The organism is Sphaerotilus microaerophilus, assembly GCF_023734135.1.
In the GTDB taxonomy this organism is placed as follows: Bacteria; Pseudomonadota; Gammaproteobacteria; order Burkholderiales; family Burkholderiaceae_C; genus Sphaerotilus; species Sphaerotilus microaerophilus.
In genome coordinates, this window is the sequence record NZ_AP025730.1 from 476934 (window position 1) to 491129 (window position 14196).

Annotated in this window: 16 protein-coding genes; 12 read left to right on the plus strand and 4 right to left on the minus strand. The window is 71.9% G+C overall.

Annotated features, from left to right (window positions below):
- Positions 1–18: 18 nt before the first annotated feature.
- The 9 genes from NGK70_RS02175 (at position 19) to NGK70_RS02215 (ending at position 7921) form a co-directional block, all read left to right on the plus strand.
- A complete protein-coding gene (locus tag NGK70_RS02175) occupies positions 19–1530 on the plus strand; it encodes a ferritin family protein (RefSeq protein ID WP_251971748.1) in 1512 nt (503 codons plus the stop codon).
- A 10-nt stretch (positions 1531–1540) separates the two neighbouring features.
- Positions 1541–1801: a toluene-4-monooxygenase system B family protein gene (locus tag NGK70_RS02180; RefSeq protein WP_251971749.1), complete on the plus strand. Its 261-nt coding sequence runs from the start codon at positions 1541–1543 to the stop codon at positions 1799–1801.
- A 10-nt stretch (positions 1802–1811) separates the two neighbouring features.
- Positions 1812–2147 (plus strand): monooxygenase system ferredoxin subunit, encoded by a 336-nt coding sequence (locus tag NGK70_RS02185; RefSeq protein ID WP_251971750.1) that lies wholly within the window; start codon positions 1812–1814, stop codon positions 2145–2147.
- A 129-nt stretch (positions 2148–2276) separates the two neighbouring features.
- Positions 2277–2594: an MmoB/DmpM family protein gene (locus tag NGK70_RS02190; RefSeq protein WP_251971751.1), complete on the plus strand. Its 318-nt coding sequence runs from the start codon at positions 2277–2279 to the stop codon at positions 2592–2594.
- Between the two features lie 49 nt (positions 2595–2643).
- Positions 2644–3630, plus strand: coding sequence for an aromatic/alkene monooxygenase hydroxylase subunit beta (locus NGK70_RS02195; RefSeq protein ID WP_251971752.1), 987 nt, complete (start codon positions 2644–2646; stop codon positions 3628–3630).
- A 16-nt stretch (positions 3631–3646) separates the two neighbouring features.
- Positions 3647–4684 (plus strand): 2Fe-2S iron-sulfur cluster binding domain-containing protein, encoded by a 1038-nt coding sequence (locus NGK70_RS02200; protein WP_251971753.1) that lies wholly within the window; start codon positions 3647–3649, stop codon positions 4682–4684.
- A gap of 114 nt (positions 4685–4798) precedes the next feature.
- Entirely contained in the window at positions 4799–5455 is a 657-nt protein-coding gene (locus tag NGK70_RS02205) for an OmpW/AlkL family protein (RefSeq protein WP_251971754.1), read from the plus strand.
- A gap of 172 nt (positions 5456–5627) precedes the next feature.
- Positions 5628–7109 carry a sigma-54-dependent Fis family transcriptional regulator gene (locus NGK70_RS02210; RefSeq protein ID WP_251971755.1) on the plus strand — a complete coding sequence of 494 codons (1482 nt, stop codon included), beginning with the start codon at positions 5628–5630 and terminating at the stop codon, positions 7107–7109.
- A 20-nt stretch (positions 7110–7129) separates the two neighbouring features.
- On the plus strand, positions 7130–7921 hold the full coding sequence (locus NGK70_RS02215; protein WP_251971756.1) for a GntR family transcriptional regulator: 792 nt from the start codon (positions 7130–7132) through the stop codon (positions 7919–7921).
- Here NGK70_RS02215 and NGK70_RS02220 read toward each other — a convergent pair.
- From NGK70_RS02220 to NGK70_RS02235, 4 genes are all read right to left on the minus strand, one after another.
- The gene (locus NGK70_RS02220; protein WP_251971757.1) at positions 7912–8607 is read right to left on the minus strand and encodes a histidine phosphatase family protein; all 696 of its coding nucleotides are present in this window, start codon (positions 8605–8607) and stop codon (positions 7912–7914) included. The genes NGK70_RS02215 and NGK70_RS02220 overlap by 10 nt on opposite strands.
- 78 nt (positions 8608–8685) lie before the next feature.
- Entirely contained in the window at positions 8686–9603 is a 918-nt protein-coding gene (locus NGK70_RS02225; RefSeq protein ID WP_428985562.1) for a cation diffusion facilitator family transporter, read from the minus strand.
- A 13-nt stretch (positions 9604–9616) separates the two neighbouring features.
- Positions 9617–10801, minus strand: a complete 1185-nt coding sequence (locus tag NGK70_RS02230) for an MFS transporter (protein WP_251971759.1) — start codon at positions 10799–10801, stop codon at positions 9617–9619.
- A gap of 59 nt (positions 10802–10860) precedes the next feature.
- On the minus strand, positions 10861–12186 hold the full coding sequence (locus tag NGK70_RS02235) for a hypothetical protein (RefSeq protein ID WP_251971760.1): 1326 nt from the start codon (positions 12184–12186) through the stop codon (positions 10861–10863).
- Positions 12187–12348: 162 nt separating this feature from the next.
- Here NGK70_RS02235 and crcB point away from each other — a divergent pair, with 162 nt between their 5' ends.
- From crcB to ypfJ, 3 genes are all read left to right on the plus strand, one after another.
- Complete coding sequence (crcB, locus tag NGK70_RS02240; RefSeq protein ID WP_251971761.1) at positions 12349–12732, plus strand: fluoride efflux transporter CrcB; 384 nt, start codon at positions 12349–12351, stop codon at positions 12730–12732.
- A gap of 38 nt (positions 12733–12770) precedes the next feature.
- Positions 12771–13226 carry a DUF2214 family protein gene (locus tag NGK70_RS02245; RefSeq protein WP_251971762.1) on the plus strand — a complete coding sequence of 152 codons (456 nt, stop codon included), beginning with the start codon at positions 12771–12773 and terminating at the stop codon, positions 13224–13226.
- Positions 13227–13294: 68 nt separating this feature from the next.
- Positions 13295–14191: a KPN_02809 family neutral zinc metallopeptidase gene (gene ypfJ, locus NGK70_RS02250; protein ID WP_251971763.1), complete on the plus strand. Its 897-nt coding sequence runs from the start codon at positions 13295–13297 to the stop codon at positions 14189–14191.
- The last annotated feature ends 5 nt before the right edge of the window (positions 14192–14196 follow it).

Below are 14196 nucleotides of genomic sequence, written 5' to 3' on the forward strand. Positions count from 1 at the left end.
CGCTAGGAGACAAGCACCATGGCCTTGCTCGAACGCCACGAGTGGTACGACATCGCGCGCAGCACGAACTGGACGCCTTCGTACGTCCCGGAGTCCGAACTCTTCCCCGACCAGATGACCGGCGCGATGGGCGTGCCGATGGCGGCCTGGGAGGTCTACGACGAGCCCTACAAGACCTCGTTTCCCGAGTACGTGAAGATCCAGCGCGAGAAGGACGCCGGGGCCTACTCGGTGAAGGCGGCGCTGGAGCGCAGCCGGATGTTCGAGGAGGCCGATCCGGGCTGGCTGTCGATCCTGAAGGCGCACTACGGCGCGATCGCGCTGGGCGAGTACGCGGCGATGAGCGCGGAGGCGCGCATGACGCGCTTCGGCCGGGCGCCGGGCATGCGCAACATGGCGACCTTCGGGATGATGGACGAGAACCGCCACGCGCAGATCCAGCTGTACTTCCCGCACAGCTACTGCCCCAAGGACCGCCAGTTCGACTGGGCGCACAAGGCGTATCACACCAACGAGTGGGGCGCGATCGCGGCGCGGCACACCTTCGACGACCTGTTCCTGTCGCGCAGCGCCACGGACATCGCGGTGATGCTGACCTTCGCCTTCGAGACCGGCTTCACCAACATGCAGTTCCTCGGCCTGGCGGCGGATGCGGCCGAGGCTGGGGACTTCACCTTCTCCAGCCTGATCTCCAGCATCCAGACCGATGAGTCGCGCCACGCACAGATCGGCGGGCCGGCGCTGCAGGTGCTGATCCGCAATGGCCGCAAGGAGGAGGCGCAGAAGCTGGTGGACGTGGCGATCGCCCGCGCCTGGCGGCTGTTCAGCCTGCTGACCGGCTCGTCGATGGACTACTCCACGCCGCTGGAGCACCGCAAGCAGAGCTTCAAGGAGTTCATGCGCGAGTGGATCGTCGGCCAGTTCGAGCGCACGCTGATCGACCTGGGGCTGGACCTGCCCTGGTACTGGGACCAGATGATCAACGAGTTCGACTACCAGCATCACGCCTACCAGATGGGCATCTGGTTCTGGCGCCCGACGCTGTGGTGGAACGTCGCGGCCGGCATGACGCCGGAGTGCCGCGACTGGCTGGAGGAGAAGTACCCGGGCTGGAACGACACCTTCGGCCAGTGCTGGGACGTGATCATCGACAACCTGCTGGCCGGCCGGCGCGAGCTGACCTACCCGGAGACGCTGCCGATCGTCTGCAACATGAGCCAGATCCCGATCTGCAACATCCCGGGCAAGGGCTGGGCGGTCAAGGACTACCCGCTGGACTACCAGGGCCGGACCTACCACTTCAACAGCGAAATCGACCGCTGGGTGTTCCAGCAGGACCCCGTGCGCTACCGCGACCACCTGACGCTGGTGGACCGCTTCCTGGCCGGGCAGATCCAACCGCCCAACCTGGGCGGCGCGCTGCAGTACATGAACCTGGCCCCCGGCGAGATCGGCGACGACGCGCACCAGTACGCCTGGGTGGAAGCCTGGCGCGCACGTCGCGCCGCCGAGCAGAAGAAGGCAGCCTGAGGAGAGCGACATGGCCCTGTTCCCCGTGATTTCCAATTTCCAGTACGACTTCGTGCTGCAACTCGTTCCGGTCGACACCGAGAACACGATGGACGAAGTCGCCGCCGCCGCCGCGCACCACTCGGTGGGCCGGCGCGTGGCCCCGCGGCCCGACAAGGTGGTGCGGGTGCGCCGCCAGGGTGCGGAGGACTTCTTCCCGCGCGCCGCCAGGCTGAGCGAGACCGACATCAAGCCGATGGAGGCCCTCGAATTCATCTTCACCGACGCCTGAGGACGAGGCGATGAGTTTCCAGAAAGTCTGCACGCTCGACGACGTGTGGGAGGGCGAGATGAACGAGGTGGAGGTCGGCGAGCACGTGATCGTGGTCGTCGGCCTGGAGGGCGGCGAGTTGCGCGCCTTCCAGGGCATCTGCCCGCACCAGGACATTCCGCTGTGCGAAGGCAAGTTCGACGGCAAGGCGCTGATGTGCCGCGCCCACCAGTGGACCTTCGACGCACGCACCGGCGTCGGCATCAACCCCGGCGACTGCCGGCTGGCCGAGTACCCGGTGAAGGTCGACGGCGACGACGTGCTGATCCAGGTCGAGGGCGTAAAGCCGCTCTTTGCCCATACCTGAGGCCCCCAACCTCGCTCGCGCTCGGTACCCCCCGAGGGGGCCGGGCCCGCAACGGGCCGGCGGAGCCGGACCCGTGCCGGCACTCGGTGAAGTGAAGGCCGGCCCCTACAGAACGAACGGAGACAAACCATGAGCCATGACCAAGCCACCGCCGACGCCTACCGCAACAACCGCGTCGGCCCGGTGCTGCGCGCCTGCGGCATCACCAGCGGCGTGGTGGAAGCCGCCGAGGAAGACAACCCGGACAAGACCATCCGCGTGGACGACAAGCTGGCCTATGTGCGCATCGACTGCGAGGGCGAGCTGATCCTGCGCCGCGACACGCTGGAGCGCGCGCTGGGCCGGCCGTTCAAGATGTCCGAGCTGGAGGTGAACCTCGCCTCCTTCGCCGGCCGCATCGAGACCACCGAGGACCACGTCCGCTTCTACTACGAAAAGACGCTCTGAGCCCGCGCCCCCTGCCCCGCCCGCCCCGCCAAGCGAAGGAGACAAGACCATGAACGCACCCGAAGTCCTCAAGCCGCTCAAGACCTGGAGCCACCTGGCCAGCCGCCGCCGCAAGCCCAGCGAGTACGAGATCGTCTCGACCAACCTGCATTTCTCCACCGACAACCCGGACGCACCCTTCGAGCTCGACCCCAACTTCGAGATGGCGCGCTGGTTCAAGGAAAAGCGCAACGGCTCGCCGCTGAAGCATCCGGACTGGAACGCCTTCCGCGATCCGGACGAGATGGTCTACCGCACCTACAACATGCAGCAGGACGGGCAGGAGACCTACGTGCTCGGCCTGTTCGACCAGTTCTCGGCACGCGGCCACGACAGCATGCTGGAGCGCACCTGGGCGGGCAGCCTTGCGCGCCTGTACACCCCGGCGCGCTACCTCTTCCACACGCTGCAGATGGCCTCGGCCTACCTCTGCCAGATGGCGCCGGCCTCCACCATCTCCAACTGCGCCACCTACCAGACGGCCGACTCGCTGCGCTGGCTGACGCACGTGGCGTACCGCACCAAGGAACTGTCCAAGACCTTCGGCGACATCGGCTTCGGCGCCGACGAACGCCGCTACTGGGAGCAGGACAGCGCCTGGCAGGGCTGGCGCGAGTTGGTCGAACGGGCGCTGGTGGCCTGGGACTGGGCCGAGAGCTTCACCGCCTTCAGCCTGGTGATCCGCCCGGCCGTCGAGGAAGCGGTGCTGCGCGGCCTGGGTGAAGCCGCCCGCCACAACGGCGACACGCTGCTGGGCCTGCTGACCGATGCGCAGCTGCAGGACGCCCAGCGCCACCGCCGCTGGGCCGCCGCGCTGGCGCGCATGGCGCTGGAGCAGCCGGGCAACCGGGAGGTGCTGGCCGGCTGGGTGGCCAAGTGGGAGCCGCTGGCCGATGCGGCGATGGCCGCCTACTGCGCCGCGCTGCCGGACATGGCCAATGGCACGCAGCGCGCCCAGGCCGCGACGCGCGAGTTCCGCCAGGGGCTCGGGCTGTAAACGCAGAGAGCGCAGCGTGAAAGTCCAGATCGAGAACGGCCCGGCCTTCGAGGTCGCCGCCGGGGAGGACAGCCTGCTGCGCGGCGCGCTGCGTGCGGGCTTCGACTTCCCCTACGAGTGCAGCGTCGGCGGCTGCGGCGGCTGCCGCTTCGACCTGCTCGACGGCCCGATGGCCACGCTCTGGGAACAGGCGCCCGGCCTGTCCGAGCGCGACCGGCGGCGCGGCAAGCGGCTGGCCTGCCAGTCGCGGCCGCAGGGCGACTGCACCATCCGCGTGCGCCCCGCCGGCTCCGAGCCCAGCGGCCTGCCGGCGGCGCAGCGCCTGCGCGCCACGCTGCTGACGCGCCGCGCCGTCACGCCGGACCTGAGCGAGTTCACCTTCCGCCTGCCGGCGGACGTGGCCTTCCGCGCCGGCCAGTACGCCCTGCTCTACCCGCCGGGCGTCGAGGGTGCGCGGGCCTATTCGTTCAGCGATGCGCCCGGCGAGCCTGGCGCCCCGGGGCTTTGGCGCTTCATGATCCGCCGCGTGCCCGGTGGGCGGGGCAGCAACGCGCTGTTCGACCGGGTGGCGCCGGGCGACGCGATCGACCTGGACGGCCCCTACGGCCACGCCTGGCTGCGCCCGGGTGCGGCGGAGGCGCCTCGGGACGTGATCTGCATCGCCGGTGGCTCCGGCCTCGGGCCGATGCGGTCGGTGGCGCGCGGCGTGCTGGCCGAGGCGGGCACGCGGCGGGTGCACTTCTTCCTCGGGCTGCGCACGCAGGCCGAGTTGGGCGCCGCCGCGGAGGTGGCCCAGCTGCAAGCCCAGGCGGGTGGCGAGCGCCTGCGGCTGACCACCGTGCTGTCCAACCCGACCGAGGGCCTGGCCTGGGAGGGTGTTACCGGCTTCGTGCACACCCAGGTCGAGGCGGCGCTGACGGCGCTGGGCCGGCCCTTCGACGCCTACGACCACTACTTCGCCGGCCCGCCGCCGATGGTCGAGGCGCTGCAGGACCTGCTGATGGTGCGCCAGCGCGTGCCCTTCGCACAGATCCACTTCGACCGCTTCGTGTAGGCCCGCCGCCCGGTCGGCCGGCCGGCGCCCCCCCCACCCCCAAAGTTCCACGGACCCGCACGACCGAGGCGGGCCAGCCACTGCCGTCCCTGACGGAACCATGAGGAGACCGAGATGAACACCCTATCTTCGACCGCCCGCTGGGCACTGCTCGCCGGCCTGGTGCTGGCGGGCTCGGCCCAGGCCGAGTCGTCCCCCTGGACCCTGCGGCTGGGTCCGGCCAACGTGCGCTTCAGCACCGACGCGGAGGTCTCGGTCAACGGCGCCCGGGTGCCCGGCGCCAACGCCGAAGCGAGTTCCAACACGACCCTCGGTTTTGAACTTGCCTACGCCCTCGACCCGCGCTGGACGGCGCGGCTGCTGGGCGGCATCCCGCCCACCACCACGCTGACCGGCACCGGTGCGCTGGCCGGCACCGGCACGCTGGGCAAGGTGACCTATGGGCCCCTTGCCGGCACGGTGACCTGGAACCTGCTCACGGACGGCCCTGTGCGCCCCTACCTGGGAGCCGGGCTGAACTACACCGTCGTGTTCAAGAGCCGGGACGGCTTCATCGCCAACCTGGATGCGAAGAGCGCCTTCGGCACGGTGCTGCAGGCCGGGCTGGACCTGCCGCTGAGCGATCGCTGGACCCTGAGCCTCGACGCGCGCAAGATCTTCGTGAAGACCCAGGCCGATGGCGTCCTGCCGGCGATGGGCGGCGCTGCGGCCCATGCCGATGTGCGGCTGGATCCGCTGGTGGTGTTCCTGTCGCTGGGCACGCGTTTCTGATCGAACCCCCGGGCCCCGCTTCGGGCTGCCCCGTGGGCCCTCCCGGCCATGGGGCTAGCCCGCCTTGACGCTCTGCGCCTGCGGCGGACAATCCAGTTGGAGACTGGAATATCGAGATTTCGCGGGCGGGCACAGCGACCCTCTCCGCTCCCGCCGCAGGAGACCGCCGCCCTTGGATGCCCACCTGAAGTACCCCGCCGACGCGGACCTGCGCGGCCTGCTGCGCTTCACGCCCGACGAGGGCGCGATCTGGCTGGGCGACCGCCGCATGGTGCTGCTGCACACCGCGGCACTGGGGGCGCTGCGCCATGACCTGATCACCTCGGTGGGGCCCGAGCATGCCAAGCGGGTGCTCACGCGCATGGGCTATGCGAGCGGGCTGCGCGACGCCGAGTTCGCCAAGCGGCTGCGTGGCGAGCGCTCCTGGAACGAGATGTTCCTGGTCGGCCCGCAGTTGCACATGCTGGAGGGCGCGGCCAAGGTCACGCCGGTGCAGACCGACATCGACCTGGACGCCGGCAAGTTCTACGGCGAGTACCGCTGGGACCATTGCTGGGAGGCCTACGCGCACCGCGAGAAACTGGGCCTGGCGGAAGAGCCGGCCTGCTGGATCCTGCTGGGCTACGCCAGCGGCTACACCAGCGCCTTCATGGGCCGGCTGGTGCTGTTCAAGGAAACCACCTGCGCGGCCTGCGGGGCGGACCACTGCCACATCGTGGGCCGGCCGATCGACGAATGGCCGGACGGCGACGTGCACCGCACCTACTTCGAGCCCGACTCGCTGCTGGAGAAGATCGACGCGCTGCAGCAGCAGGTGCAGGCGCTGCGCTCCAGCCTGGAGCCGGCCGCGCAGGGGGCGCTGATCGGCAGCGCGCCGAGCTTCCGCCGCGCCTACGAGCTGCTGCGCAAGGCCGCCGGCACGCAGGTGACGGTGCTGCTGACCGGCGAGACGGGCGTGGGCAAGGAGCGCTTCGCGCGCGCGCTGCACGAGCTGTCCGAGCGGCGCACGGGCCCCTTCGTCGCGGTGAACTGCGCGGCGCTGCCGGGCGAGCTGATCGAGGCCGAGCTGTTCGGCGTCGAGAAGGGCGGCTACACCGGCGCGCACGCCTCGCGGGCCGGGCGCTTCGAGCGCGCCGACGGCGGTACGCTCTTCCTCGACGAGATCGGCGAGATGCCGCTGGCGGCGCAGGCCAAGCTGCTGCGCGCGCTGCAGGAGGGCGAAATCGAGCGCATCGCCGGCATCAGCGAGCGGGCGATGCAGGCGCTGGCCACGCACCCCTGGCCGGGCAACGTGCGCGAGCTGGAGAACCTGATCGAGCGCGGCGTCATCCTGGCCGCGCAGGACGGGCCGATCGAGCTGGAGCATGTCTTCCCCGAGGCGCCCGAGCCGCAGCGCCAGGCCGGCCTGGGCCCGCAGGGGCGGCTGGCCGATGTCGATTCGCGCGAGCAGCGCGACCTGCTCGACCGCGTGCTGGACTGCGGGATGTCGCTGGACCAGCTCGAACAGCGCGTGCTGGAGGCGGCGGTGAGCGCGGCCGGCGGCAACCTCTCGGCCGCGGCGCGGCGGCTCGGCATCACCCGGCCGCAGCTGGCCTATCGGCTCAAGCGGGCGGCCGAGGCCTCCGGTTCGCCCGCTGCGGCCGACCCAGCCTGACGCCGCGTAGGATCGCCGCGATGCTCCCGTCCGAGAAATTCCTCGCCGCCTTCCACGTCCCTGATGAGGCGCCGCGCACCCTGGCCGAGCGCGCCTACCTCGGGCTGCGCCACGACATCGTTACTGGTGCGCTGCCGCCGGGCGAGCGCCTGCGCGTCGAGCACCTGAAGGACCGCTACGAGGTGGGTGCCGGCACGCTGCGCGAGGCGCTGGGCCTGCTGGTGTCGGACGCGCTGGTGCAGGCCGAGGGGCAGCGCGGCTTTCGCGTCGCGCCGATGTCGATGGCCGACCTGGCCGACGTCACCGCCAACCGCGTCTTCCTGGAGACCGAGGCGCTGCGCCAGTCGATCCGCAGCGGCGATGCGCAGTGGGAGCGCGAGCTGGCCGCCGCCTTCGAGGCCCTGTCCCTGGCCGAGCTGAACCCCGCCGGGCGTGACGTGGCCGAGTGGGAGCGCTGCAACCGGGCCTTCCACGAGGCGCTCATCGCCGCGCACGGCTCGCCCTGGAACAAGTACATGCTCGGCATCCTCTACCGCCACTCGGAGCGCTACCGCTACCTGGCGCTGCGGCTGGTCGACATGGCCAGCCTGCAGCACGACGTGCACCGCGAGCACGAGGACATCTTCCGCGCCGCCATTGCGCGCCAGGAGGCGCGTGCCGCACTGGCGCTGGAGGCGCACGTGCGCCTGACCTGCGAGCTGCTGCAGGCCGAGGTGCACAAGGGGCTGGACCTGGATGCCGCGCTGGCGGCGCGGCGCGCGCCGACGCCCGCCGGGGCCCAGCTTCAGGCCCAGGCCCAGGCTCAGGAGTAGCTGACCCAGCCGTCGTAGGCCGGTGCATCCAGGTGCGGGATGCCGTTGAAGCTCTGCAGCATGTGGCGCTTGGGCGTGAAGCTGAACTCGGTCACCGCGCTGTTGCGGATGCGCAGGTTCAGCTCGACGGCGGTCTGATGCGGCGCGCCCAGCACCTGCGCCACCGCGGTGGCGATCGGCCCGCCGCTGGAGACGATCAGGACCTGTCCGCCATGGTGGCGCTCGCGCACCAGGTCCAGCGCGCCGACGATGCCGCCGACGAAGGCGCGCCAGCTCGGCATGCCCCGTGGCTCGATCTCGCCTTCGGCCCAGCGGTTCAGCGCCGTGCGCAGCACGCGGAAGTGCGCCCGGTAGCCCTCGGGGCTCCGGTCGGCGGCCATGCGGTCGAACTCGTCGGGGGTCAGCACCGCGCGGATCAGCGCCTCGCTGTCGTACTCGTTCAGGCCCGGCCAGACCCGCGGCGCGGGCATGTTGCCCAGGCCCTTGCCCAGCCCTTCGGCCAGCGCGGCGTGGGACTGGGCATGGCGGCGCAGGCTGCCCATCAGCACCGCGTCGAAGCGGATGCCGCGCTCCGCGAAGTACTCGCCCAGGCGGCGGCACTGCCGCGCGCCGAGCTCGCTGAGCTGGTCGTAGTCGGCCGCGCCGAAGGAGGCCTGGCCGTGGCGGACGAGGTAGAGGGTGCTCATGGGGCCGCGATTGTCACGGCCGTGCCATCGTGCACCCTGTCTCGCGCGGGACGCGGGCTTTCCCCAGCCTCGGTTACGTCAGGCGCAGCCCGGCGCCCCGTGGCACGACACCGTGAACGGCGTGCGGATGGCCTGCAGCGTCACGTGCGCGATCTCGAAGCGCTCGTGCAGCTGCCGGCTCGCTTCGGCCAGGAAGGCATCATCGGCCGGCTGCTCGGGCATCAGCAGGTGCGCGGTCAGCGCGGTCTGCGCCGTGCCCATGGCCCAGACGTGCAGGTCGTGCACGCGCTCGACGCCGGGCAGGGCTTCGAGCAGGGCCTGCACCTCGCCGAGGTCGATGCCCTCGGGCACGCCGTCGAACAGCAGGTGCAGCGACTGCCGGAACAGCCCCCAGGTGCCCACCACGATCACCAGCGCGATCAGCAGGCTGACCACCGGGTCCATCCAGTACAAGCTGAAGCGCCAGGTCAGCAGCCCGGCGATCACGACGCCCACCGACACCAGTGCATCGGCCGCCATGTGCATGAAGGCGCCGCGGATGTTGAGGTCGTGCTCGCGCCCGCGCAGGAACAGCAGCGCGGTGGCGGTGTTGACCACGATGGCGAGCGTCGCGACCCAGACGATCGTCAGCCCTTCCACCGGCGCGGGCGCGTTCAGCCGCTGCACGGCTTCCCAGGCCAGCGCGCCCATCGCCACGAGCAGCAGCAGGGCGTTGGCGAAGGCCGCCAGGATGCTGGCGCGCTGCCAGCCGAAGGTGTGGCGCGCATCCGGGCGCAGCCGCCCGGCCAGCGCGCCGCCCCAGGCCAGCACCAGCCCGGCCACGTCGCTGAGGTTGTGGCCGGCGTCGGCCAGCAGCGCCAGCGAGTCAATGCGCCAGCCCACGCCGGCCTCGACGGCGACGAAGCCGAGGTTGAGCACGATGCCCAGCGCGAAGGCGCGGTCGTGGTTGGCGGGGCCGTGGTGATCGGCGGGGTCGTGGCCGTGGTGCTTGTGCATGGCCGGCATTCTTTCAGGGCGGTGGGCGCGGCAACACCAGCAGGGCGATCCAGGCGGCCAGGCCGATTGCGGCGGTGAGTGCCAGGGCGGCACGCCCCCAGGCGTCCAGCGCCAGGCCGAACAGCCAGGGCGCGGCGGCCTGTGCGATGCGGGCCGGCATCATCAGCCAGCCCTGGCGCCGGCCGTAGCCCGCCGGCCCGAAATAGACCAGCGGCAGCGTGCCCTTGGCGATGGTGAGGATGCCGTTGCCCAGCCCGTGCAGCACCGCGAACGCGCCGGTGGCGAGCGGCGTGGCGCCCGCCAGCCCGAACAGCAGGGCGCCGAGGGGGTGGCCCGCGGCCGCCACGCGGGCCGACCGCAGCGGGTGCAGCCGGCGCTGCAGGGCAAACTCCAGCCAGCGCCCGGCCACCTGTGCCGGGCCGACCAGGGCGCCGGCCGCCACCGCAGCGGCCAGCGTGGCGCCGCCGGCCTGCAGCAGCCGGGGCAGGTGGGTGGCCATCGCGGTGGCGCAGAACCAGGCGGCTGCGAACACGAAGGCCAGCAGGGCAATGACACGCACGGGGTTTGCCAGGCGTGGCGACTCGTCCGGCGCCTCATGCGGCGCATTGCCTGGCGGGCCGTTCTGCGTGGCCAGGGCCGAGGTGGCGGGCTTGCCATCGGTGCCAGGAGGGGTCGACGGCAGGAGCGCGTTGAGCGGCAACCCCAGCCCCAGGTGCAGCAGGGCCCAGCCGACACAGGCGCCGCGCCAGCCGAAGTACGCGTCCATCCAGGCCGACAGCGGCCAGCCGACGGTGCTGGCAAAGCCGGCCAGCAGCGTGATGCCGGTGATGGTGCGGCCGGCGTCCCGCCCGTACAGCCACACCAGGGTGGCAAAGGCCGACTCATACAGCCCGGCCCCCATCCCCAGGCCCAGCAGCAGCCAGGCGGCGACGAGGCTCCAGGGGCCCTGTGCGCAGGCCAGGGCCAGCAGGCCCAGGGCGAAGCCCAGGCTGGTGAGCGACAGCAGGCCCCGCCCGCCGTGGCGGTCGATCAGCCGCCCGGCGCTGGGGCCGACCAGCGCGGAGAGCAACATCGCCAGCGAGAAGGCGGCGAACACGGCGGCGTTGCCAATGCCGAGATCGCGCGCCATCGGCTCGGCCAGCATCGCCGGGAGGTAGAAGGTGGACGCGTAGCCCAGCGTCTGGGCGGTGCCCAGCATCCATACGACCTGGCTTCGCGAAGGCGGGCGGCGGGCCACGTCGTGTTGCCTGCGCCGGGCTAGACCGGCTGGCCGGTCGGGGCGACTGCAGCCTCCGGCATGGCCGGCCCGACGGTGCTGTAGACCGGCGCAAAGCCGCCGCCCGGGGTGCGGAAGTTGGTCGTCTGGCCCTGGTAGAGCCTTGCGGCCAGCCACTGCACGCGGCCCGCGTAGGCATAGGCGCGCAGGTCGAACTTGAGCAGGCGGACCGGGTCGGCCTCGTCGACGCCGCGCTCGCCGGGGGCGATCAGCGCCTGGGCCACGTAGTCGCCAGCCAGGATCTCGCCCCAGACCCGCCGGGTGAGCTTGTCGCCCCGGTAGGTGGCGCGGCTGCCGTAGCCGGCCACCGGCTTGAAGAACAGGCCGCGCCTTGCCGCCCACAGGCGCTCTCCCGCTTCGGGGCTGACCACCTCGGTGCGCGGCACGTGCGCCAGCAGCCGGTCGCGGGTTTCGGCGGGCACGCCCAGGGCGGCCAGCTCGCCGGCATCGCTCAGCCAGGCCAGGCGGCGCTTGTCGGCCAGCAGGGCGTGGGCCTGCGGGTGGGGCGTGAGCAGCACCGCGCCGGCCTCCCACGCGCTGCGCAGGGCGGCGCTGGCAGGCTGCTCCAGGTAGAAGTCGGTCAGGCGGTTGTAGACGAGGTCCACCGCCAGGCCGTCGGCCCAGAGGCGGCCGTCGCGCCAGGCCAGCTCGCCGGGGTCGGCGATGCGCATCTGCAGGCCGGCCCGCTCGAACAGGCCCTGGAAGAGCAGGAACTCCGGGTAGAGGTACTGCGTGGAGGGTGCCTCGTCGACGATCGCGATCGTCTGCAACGGCCGCGCGGTGGCGTCGCCACCGCGGGCCCACTCCTGCCGGAACATCGCGACCAGCGCGTCCTCGAACTGGCGCACCTGCTCCCGCGAGGGCACGAAGGCGGTCATGTCCTCGCAGCAGGCCCGCTGCGCGCGCGCCAGCACCGCGTTGAGCATTGCGCCGCCAGCGTTGGTGTTGACCTCGATGAGGCCCAGCTCGCCGCTTTCGGCCAGGTGGAAGTCGTAGCCGAAGAACACCCCGCGCGGCCCACCGGGTGCCGGCAGCCGGGCGATGGCCGGCGCATCGGCCAGGGCGCGCTCGCGCCAGGCCGGCAGCGCGGCGACCGCCTCCACCGCGCGCACCACCTGCGCCATGCGCAGGACCTGTTCGGGGGCGACGAACACCGGCTGCGCGGCGAAGAGGTAGGGGCAGCGCTCGCGCACCAGCGCGGCCAGGCCGGGGCGGCCGAGCTCGGCGTCCAGCGCCCGCGACAGCGCGGCGGGGTCGAGGCTGGCGCAGAAGCAGGCGCGGTTCAGGCTGGTGATCAGCTCGGCCATCTGCTCGGCGATCAGGGGGGTGGCGGTGTCCAGGGCGGTCTCTCCATCAGCGGTGGCGCTCGACAGCGCGCATGATGCCCAATCCGCGCCGCCCGGGGCCCACCAGGGCTGGGCACGCCGATATAGTGGCGGCGCCCCGACGATCCCTGCCCTGCTGCCGCCATGCTCAGCTCCCTGTTCGCCATCAGCCTCGGTGCCGCGCTCGGCGCCATCCTGCGCTGGCTGCTCAGCATCGGGCTCAATGGCCTGTTCCCCACCCTGCCTCCGGGCACGCTGGTGGCCAACCTGGTCGGCGGGTACCTGATCGGCCTGGCGCTGACCTTCTTTGCCCAGCAGCCGCATCTGCCGCCGGAGTGGCGCCTGTTCGTCATCACCGGCTTCCTGGGCGGGTTGACCACCTTCTCGACCTTCTCGGCCGAGGTCACCACCCTGCTGCAGGCCGGCCGCCTGGGCTGGGCCGGCGCGGTGATCGCCACCCACGTGCTGGGCTCGCTGGCGATGACGCTGCTGGGCATGGCCTCGCTGGCCTGGTGGCGCCGTGGCTGACACCTGCCGCCCCGACGTCGTCCTACACTCGCGCGCCTATGTGGACCGAAGCCCTGCTTGCCTACGCCCACCTCGCCTGTGTGCTGGGCTGGGTTGTCTTCGTCACCAGCCAGGCCGCGCTCGCGCGCAGCGAGTGGCTCAATGCCGCCGTGCTGGAGCGCCTGCTGCGGGTGGACCGCATCCTCTGGATCTGCTGGGCGGCGCTGCTGCTGAGCGGGCTGGCGCGTGCCTTCTGGGGCGTCAAGGGCGCCGGCTGGTATTGGAGCCAGCCGCTGCTGCACACCAAGCTGACGCTGCTGCTGGCGCTGGGCGCAGCGGCCTGGCCCAACACGCGGGCCTACACCCGCTGGCTGGCGCAGTGGCGCAGCGAGGGCCGCCTGCCCGCCGCGGAAGAGGTCGATGTGGTGCGGCGCCGGGTGATGGTCATTGCCCACGTGATGCTGCTGATCCCGCTGCTGGCGGTGGCGCTGGCGCGGGGGCTTTTCACGCGTTGAGATGCTGCGGTGACAGAATTCACAGGTAACCGGCCCGAGCGGCGCGCCGGCCTGCAAGGAGTGCGGCGATGAAGTGGGAAGGCCAGCGCGAGAGCGACCAGATCGAGGACCGCCGCAGCGGCGGGGGCGGTGGTGGCCTGGGCGGGGGCGGTGTGCGCCTGCCGGTCGGCCGTGGCGGCGTTGGCCTGGGCACGGTGGCGATCGCGCTGGTGGCGGGCTGGATCTTCGGCATCAACCCGATGACCATCCTCGGCCTGCTGGCTGGCGGAGGCCCGGCACCCACCGAGGTCAGCCGGCCGGCGCCAGGAGCGCCTGTGCAGCGCGACGAAGCCACGCGCTTCGTATCCACCGTGCTCGCTTCCACCGAGGACGCCTGGGAGCAGACCCTGCGCGCCGCAGGCGGCCAGTACCAGAAGCCGGTGCTGGTGCTCTACCGTGGCGCCACGCGCTCGGCCTGCGGGGTGGGCCAGGCCGAGATGGGGCCGTTCTACTGCCCGGGCGACCGCAAGGTCTACCTGGACCTGGACTTCTTCGACGTGATGCGCAAGCGCCTCGGTGCGCCAGGCGACTTTGCCCAGGCCTACGTGGTGGCGCACGAGGTCGGCCACCACGTGCAGCACCTGCTGGGCATCACCGACAAGGTGGACAACGCGCGCCGGCGCATGAGCGAGGCGCAGGCCAACGCGATGTCGGTGCGGCTGGAGCTGCAGGCCGACTGCTTTGCCGGCATCTGGGCCAACCACTCCCAGCAGGCGCGCCAGTGGCTGGACGCCGGGGACCTGCAGGAGGCACTCAACGCCGCCTCGCAGATCGGCGACGACACCCTGCAGCGCAACGCCGGTGGCGCGGTGGCGCCGGAGAACTTCACCCACGGCACCAGCGCCCAGCGCGTGCGCTGGTTCCAGCGTGGCTACGAGAGCGGGCGCATGCAGGACTGCAGCACCTTCGAGGCGCGGCAGCTCTGACGCGC

Bases quoted from the DNA above. Each gene is read 5' to 3' on its own strand.
- NGK70_RS02175 (WP_251971748.1), top strand. From the start codon at position 19: ATGGCCTTGCTCGAACGCCACGAGTGGTACGACATCGCGCGCAGCACG.
- NGK70_RS02180 (WP_251971749.1), top strand. From the start codon at position 1,541: ATGGCCCTGTTCCCCGTGATTTCCAATTTCCAGTACGACTTCGTGCTG.
- NGK70_RS02185 (WP_251971750.1), top strand. From the start codon at position 1,812: ATGAGTTTCCAGAAAGTCTGCACGCTCGACGACGTGTGGGAGGGCGAG.
- NGK70_RS02190 (WP_251971751.1), top strand. From the start codon at position 2,277: ATGAGCCATGACCAAGCCACCGCCGACGCCTACCGCAACAACCGCGTC.
- NGK70_RS02195 (WP_251971752.1), top strand. From the start codon at position 2,644: ATGAACGCACCCGAAGTCCTCAAGCCGCTCAAGACCTGGAGCCACCTG.
- NGK70_RS02205 (WP_251971754.1), top strand. From the start codon at position 4,799: ATGAACACCCTATCTTCGACCGCCCGCTGGGCACTGCTCGCCGGCCTG.
- NGK70_RS02215 (WP_251971756.1), top strand. From the start codon at position 7,130: ATGCTCCCGTCCGAGAAATTCCTCGCCGCCTTCCACGTCCCTGATGAG.
- NGK70_RS02220 (WP_251971757.1), bottom strand. From the start codon at position 8,607: ATGAGCACCCTCTACCTCGTCCGCCACGGCCAGGCCTCCTTCGGCGCG.
- NGK70_RS02225 (WP_428985562.1), bottom strand. From the start codon at position 9,603: ATGCACAAGCACCACGGCCACGACCCCGCCGATCACCACGGCCCCGCC.
- NGK70_RS02230 (WP_251971759.1), bottom strand. From the start codon at position 10,801: ATGCTGGGCACCGCCCAGACGCTGGGCTACGCGTCCACCTTCTACCTC.
- NGK70_RS02235 (WP_251971760.1), bottom strand. From the start codon at position 12,186: ATGGCCGAGCTGATCACCAGCCTGAACCGCGCCTGCTTCTGCGCCAGC.
- crcB (WP_251971761.1), top strand. From the start codon at position 12,349: ATGCTCAGCTCCCTGTTCGCCATCAGCCTCGGTGCCGCGCTCGGCGCC.
- NGK70_RS02245 (WP_251971762.1), top strand. From the start codon at position 12,771: ATGTGGACCGAAGCCCTGCTTGCCTACGCCCACCTCGCCTGTGTGCTG.
- ypfJ (WP_251971763.1), top strand. From the start codon at position 13,295: ATGAAGTGGGAAGGCCAGCGCGAGAGCGACCAGATCGAGGACCGCCGC.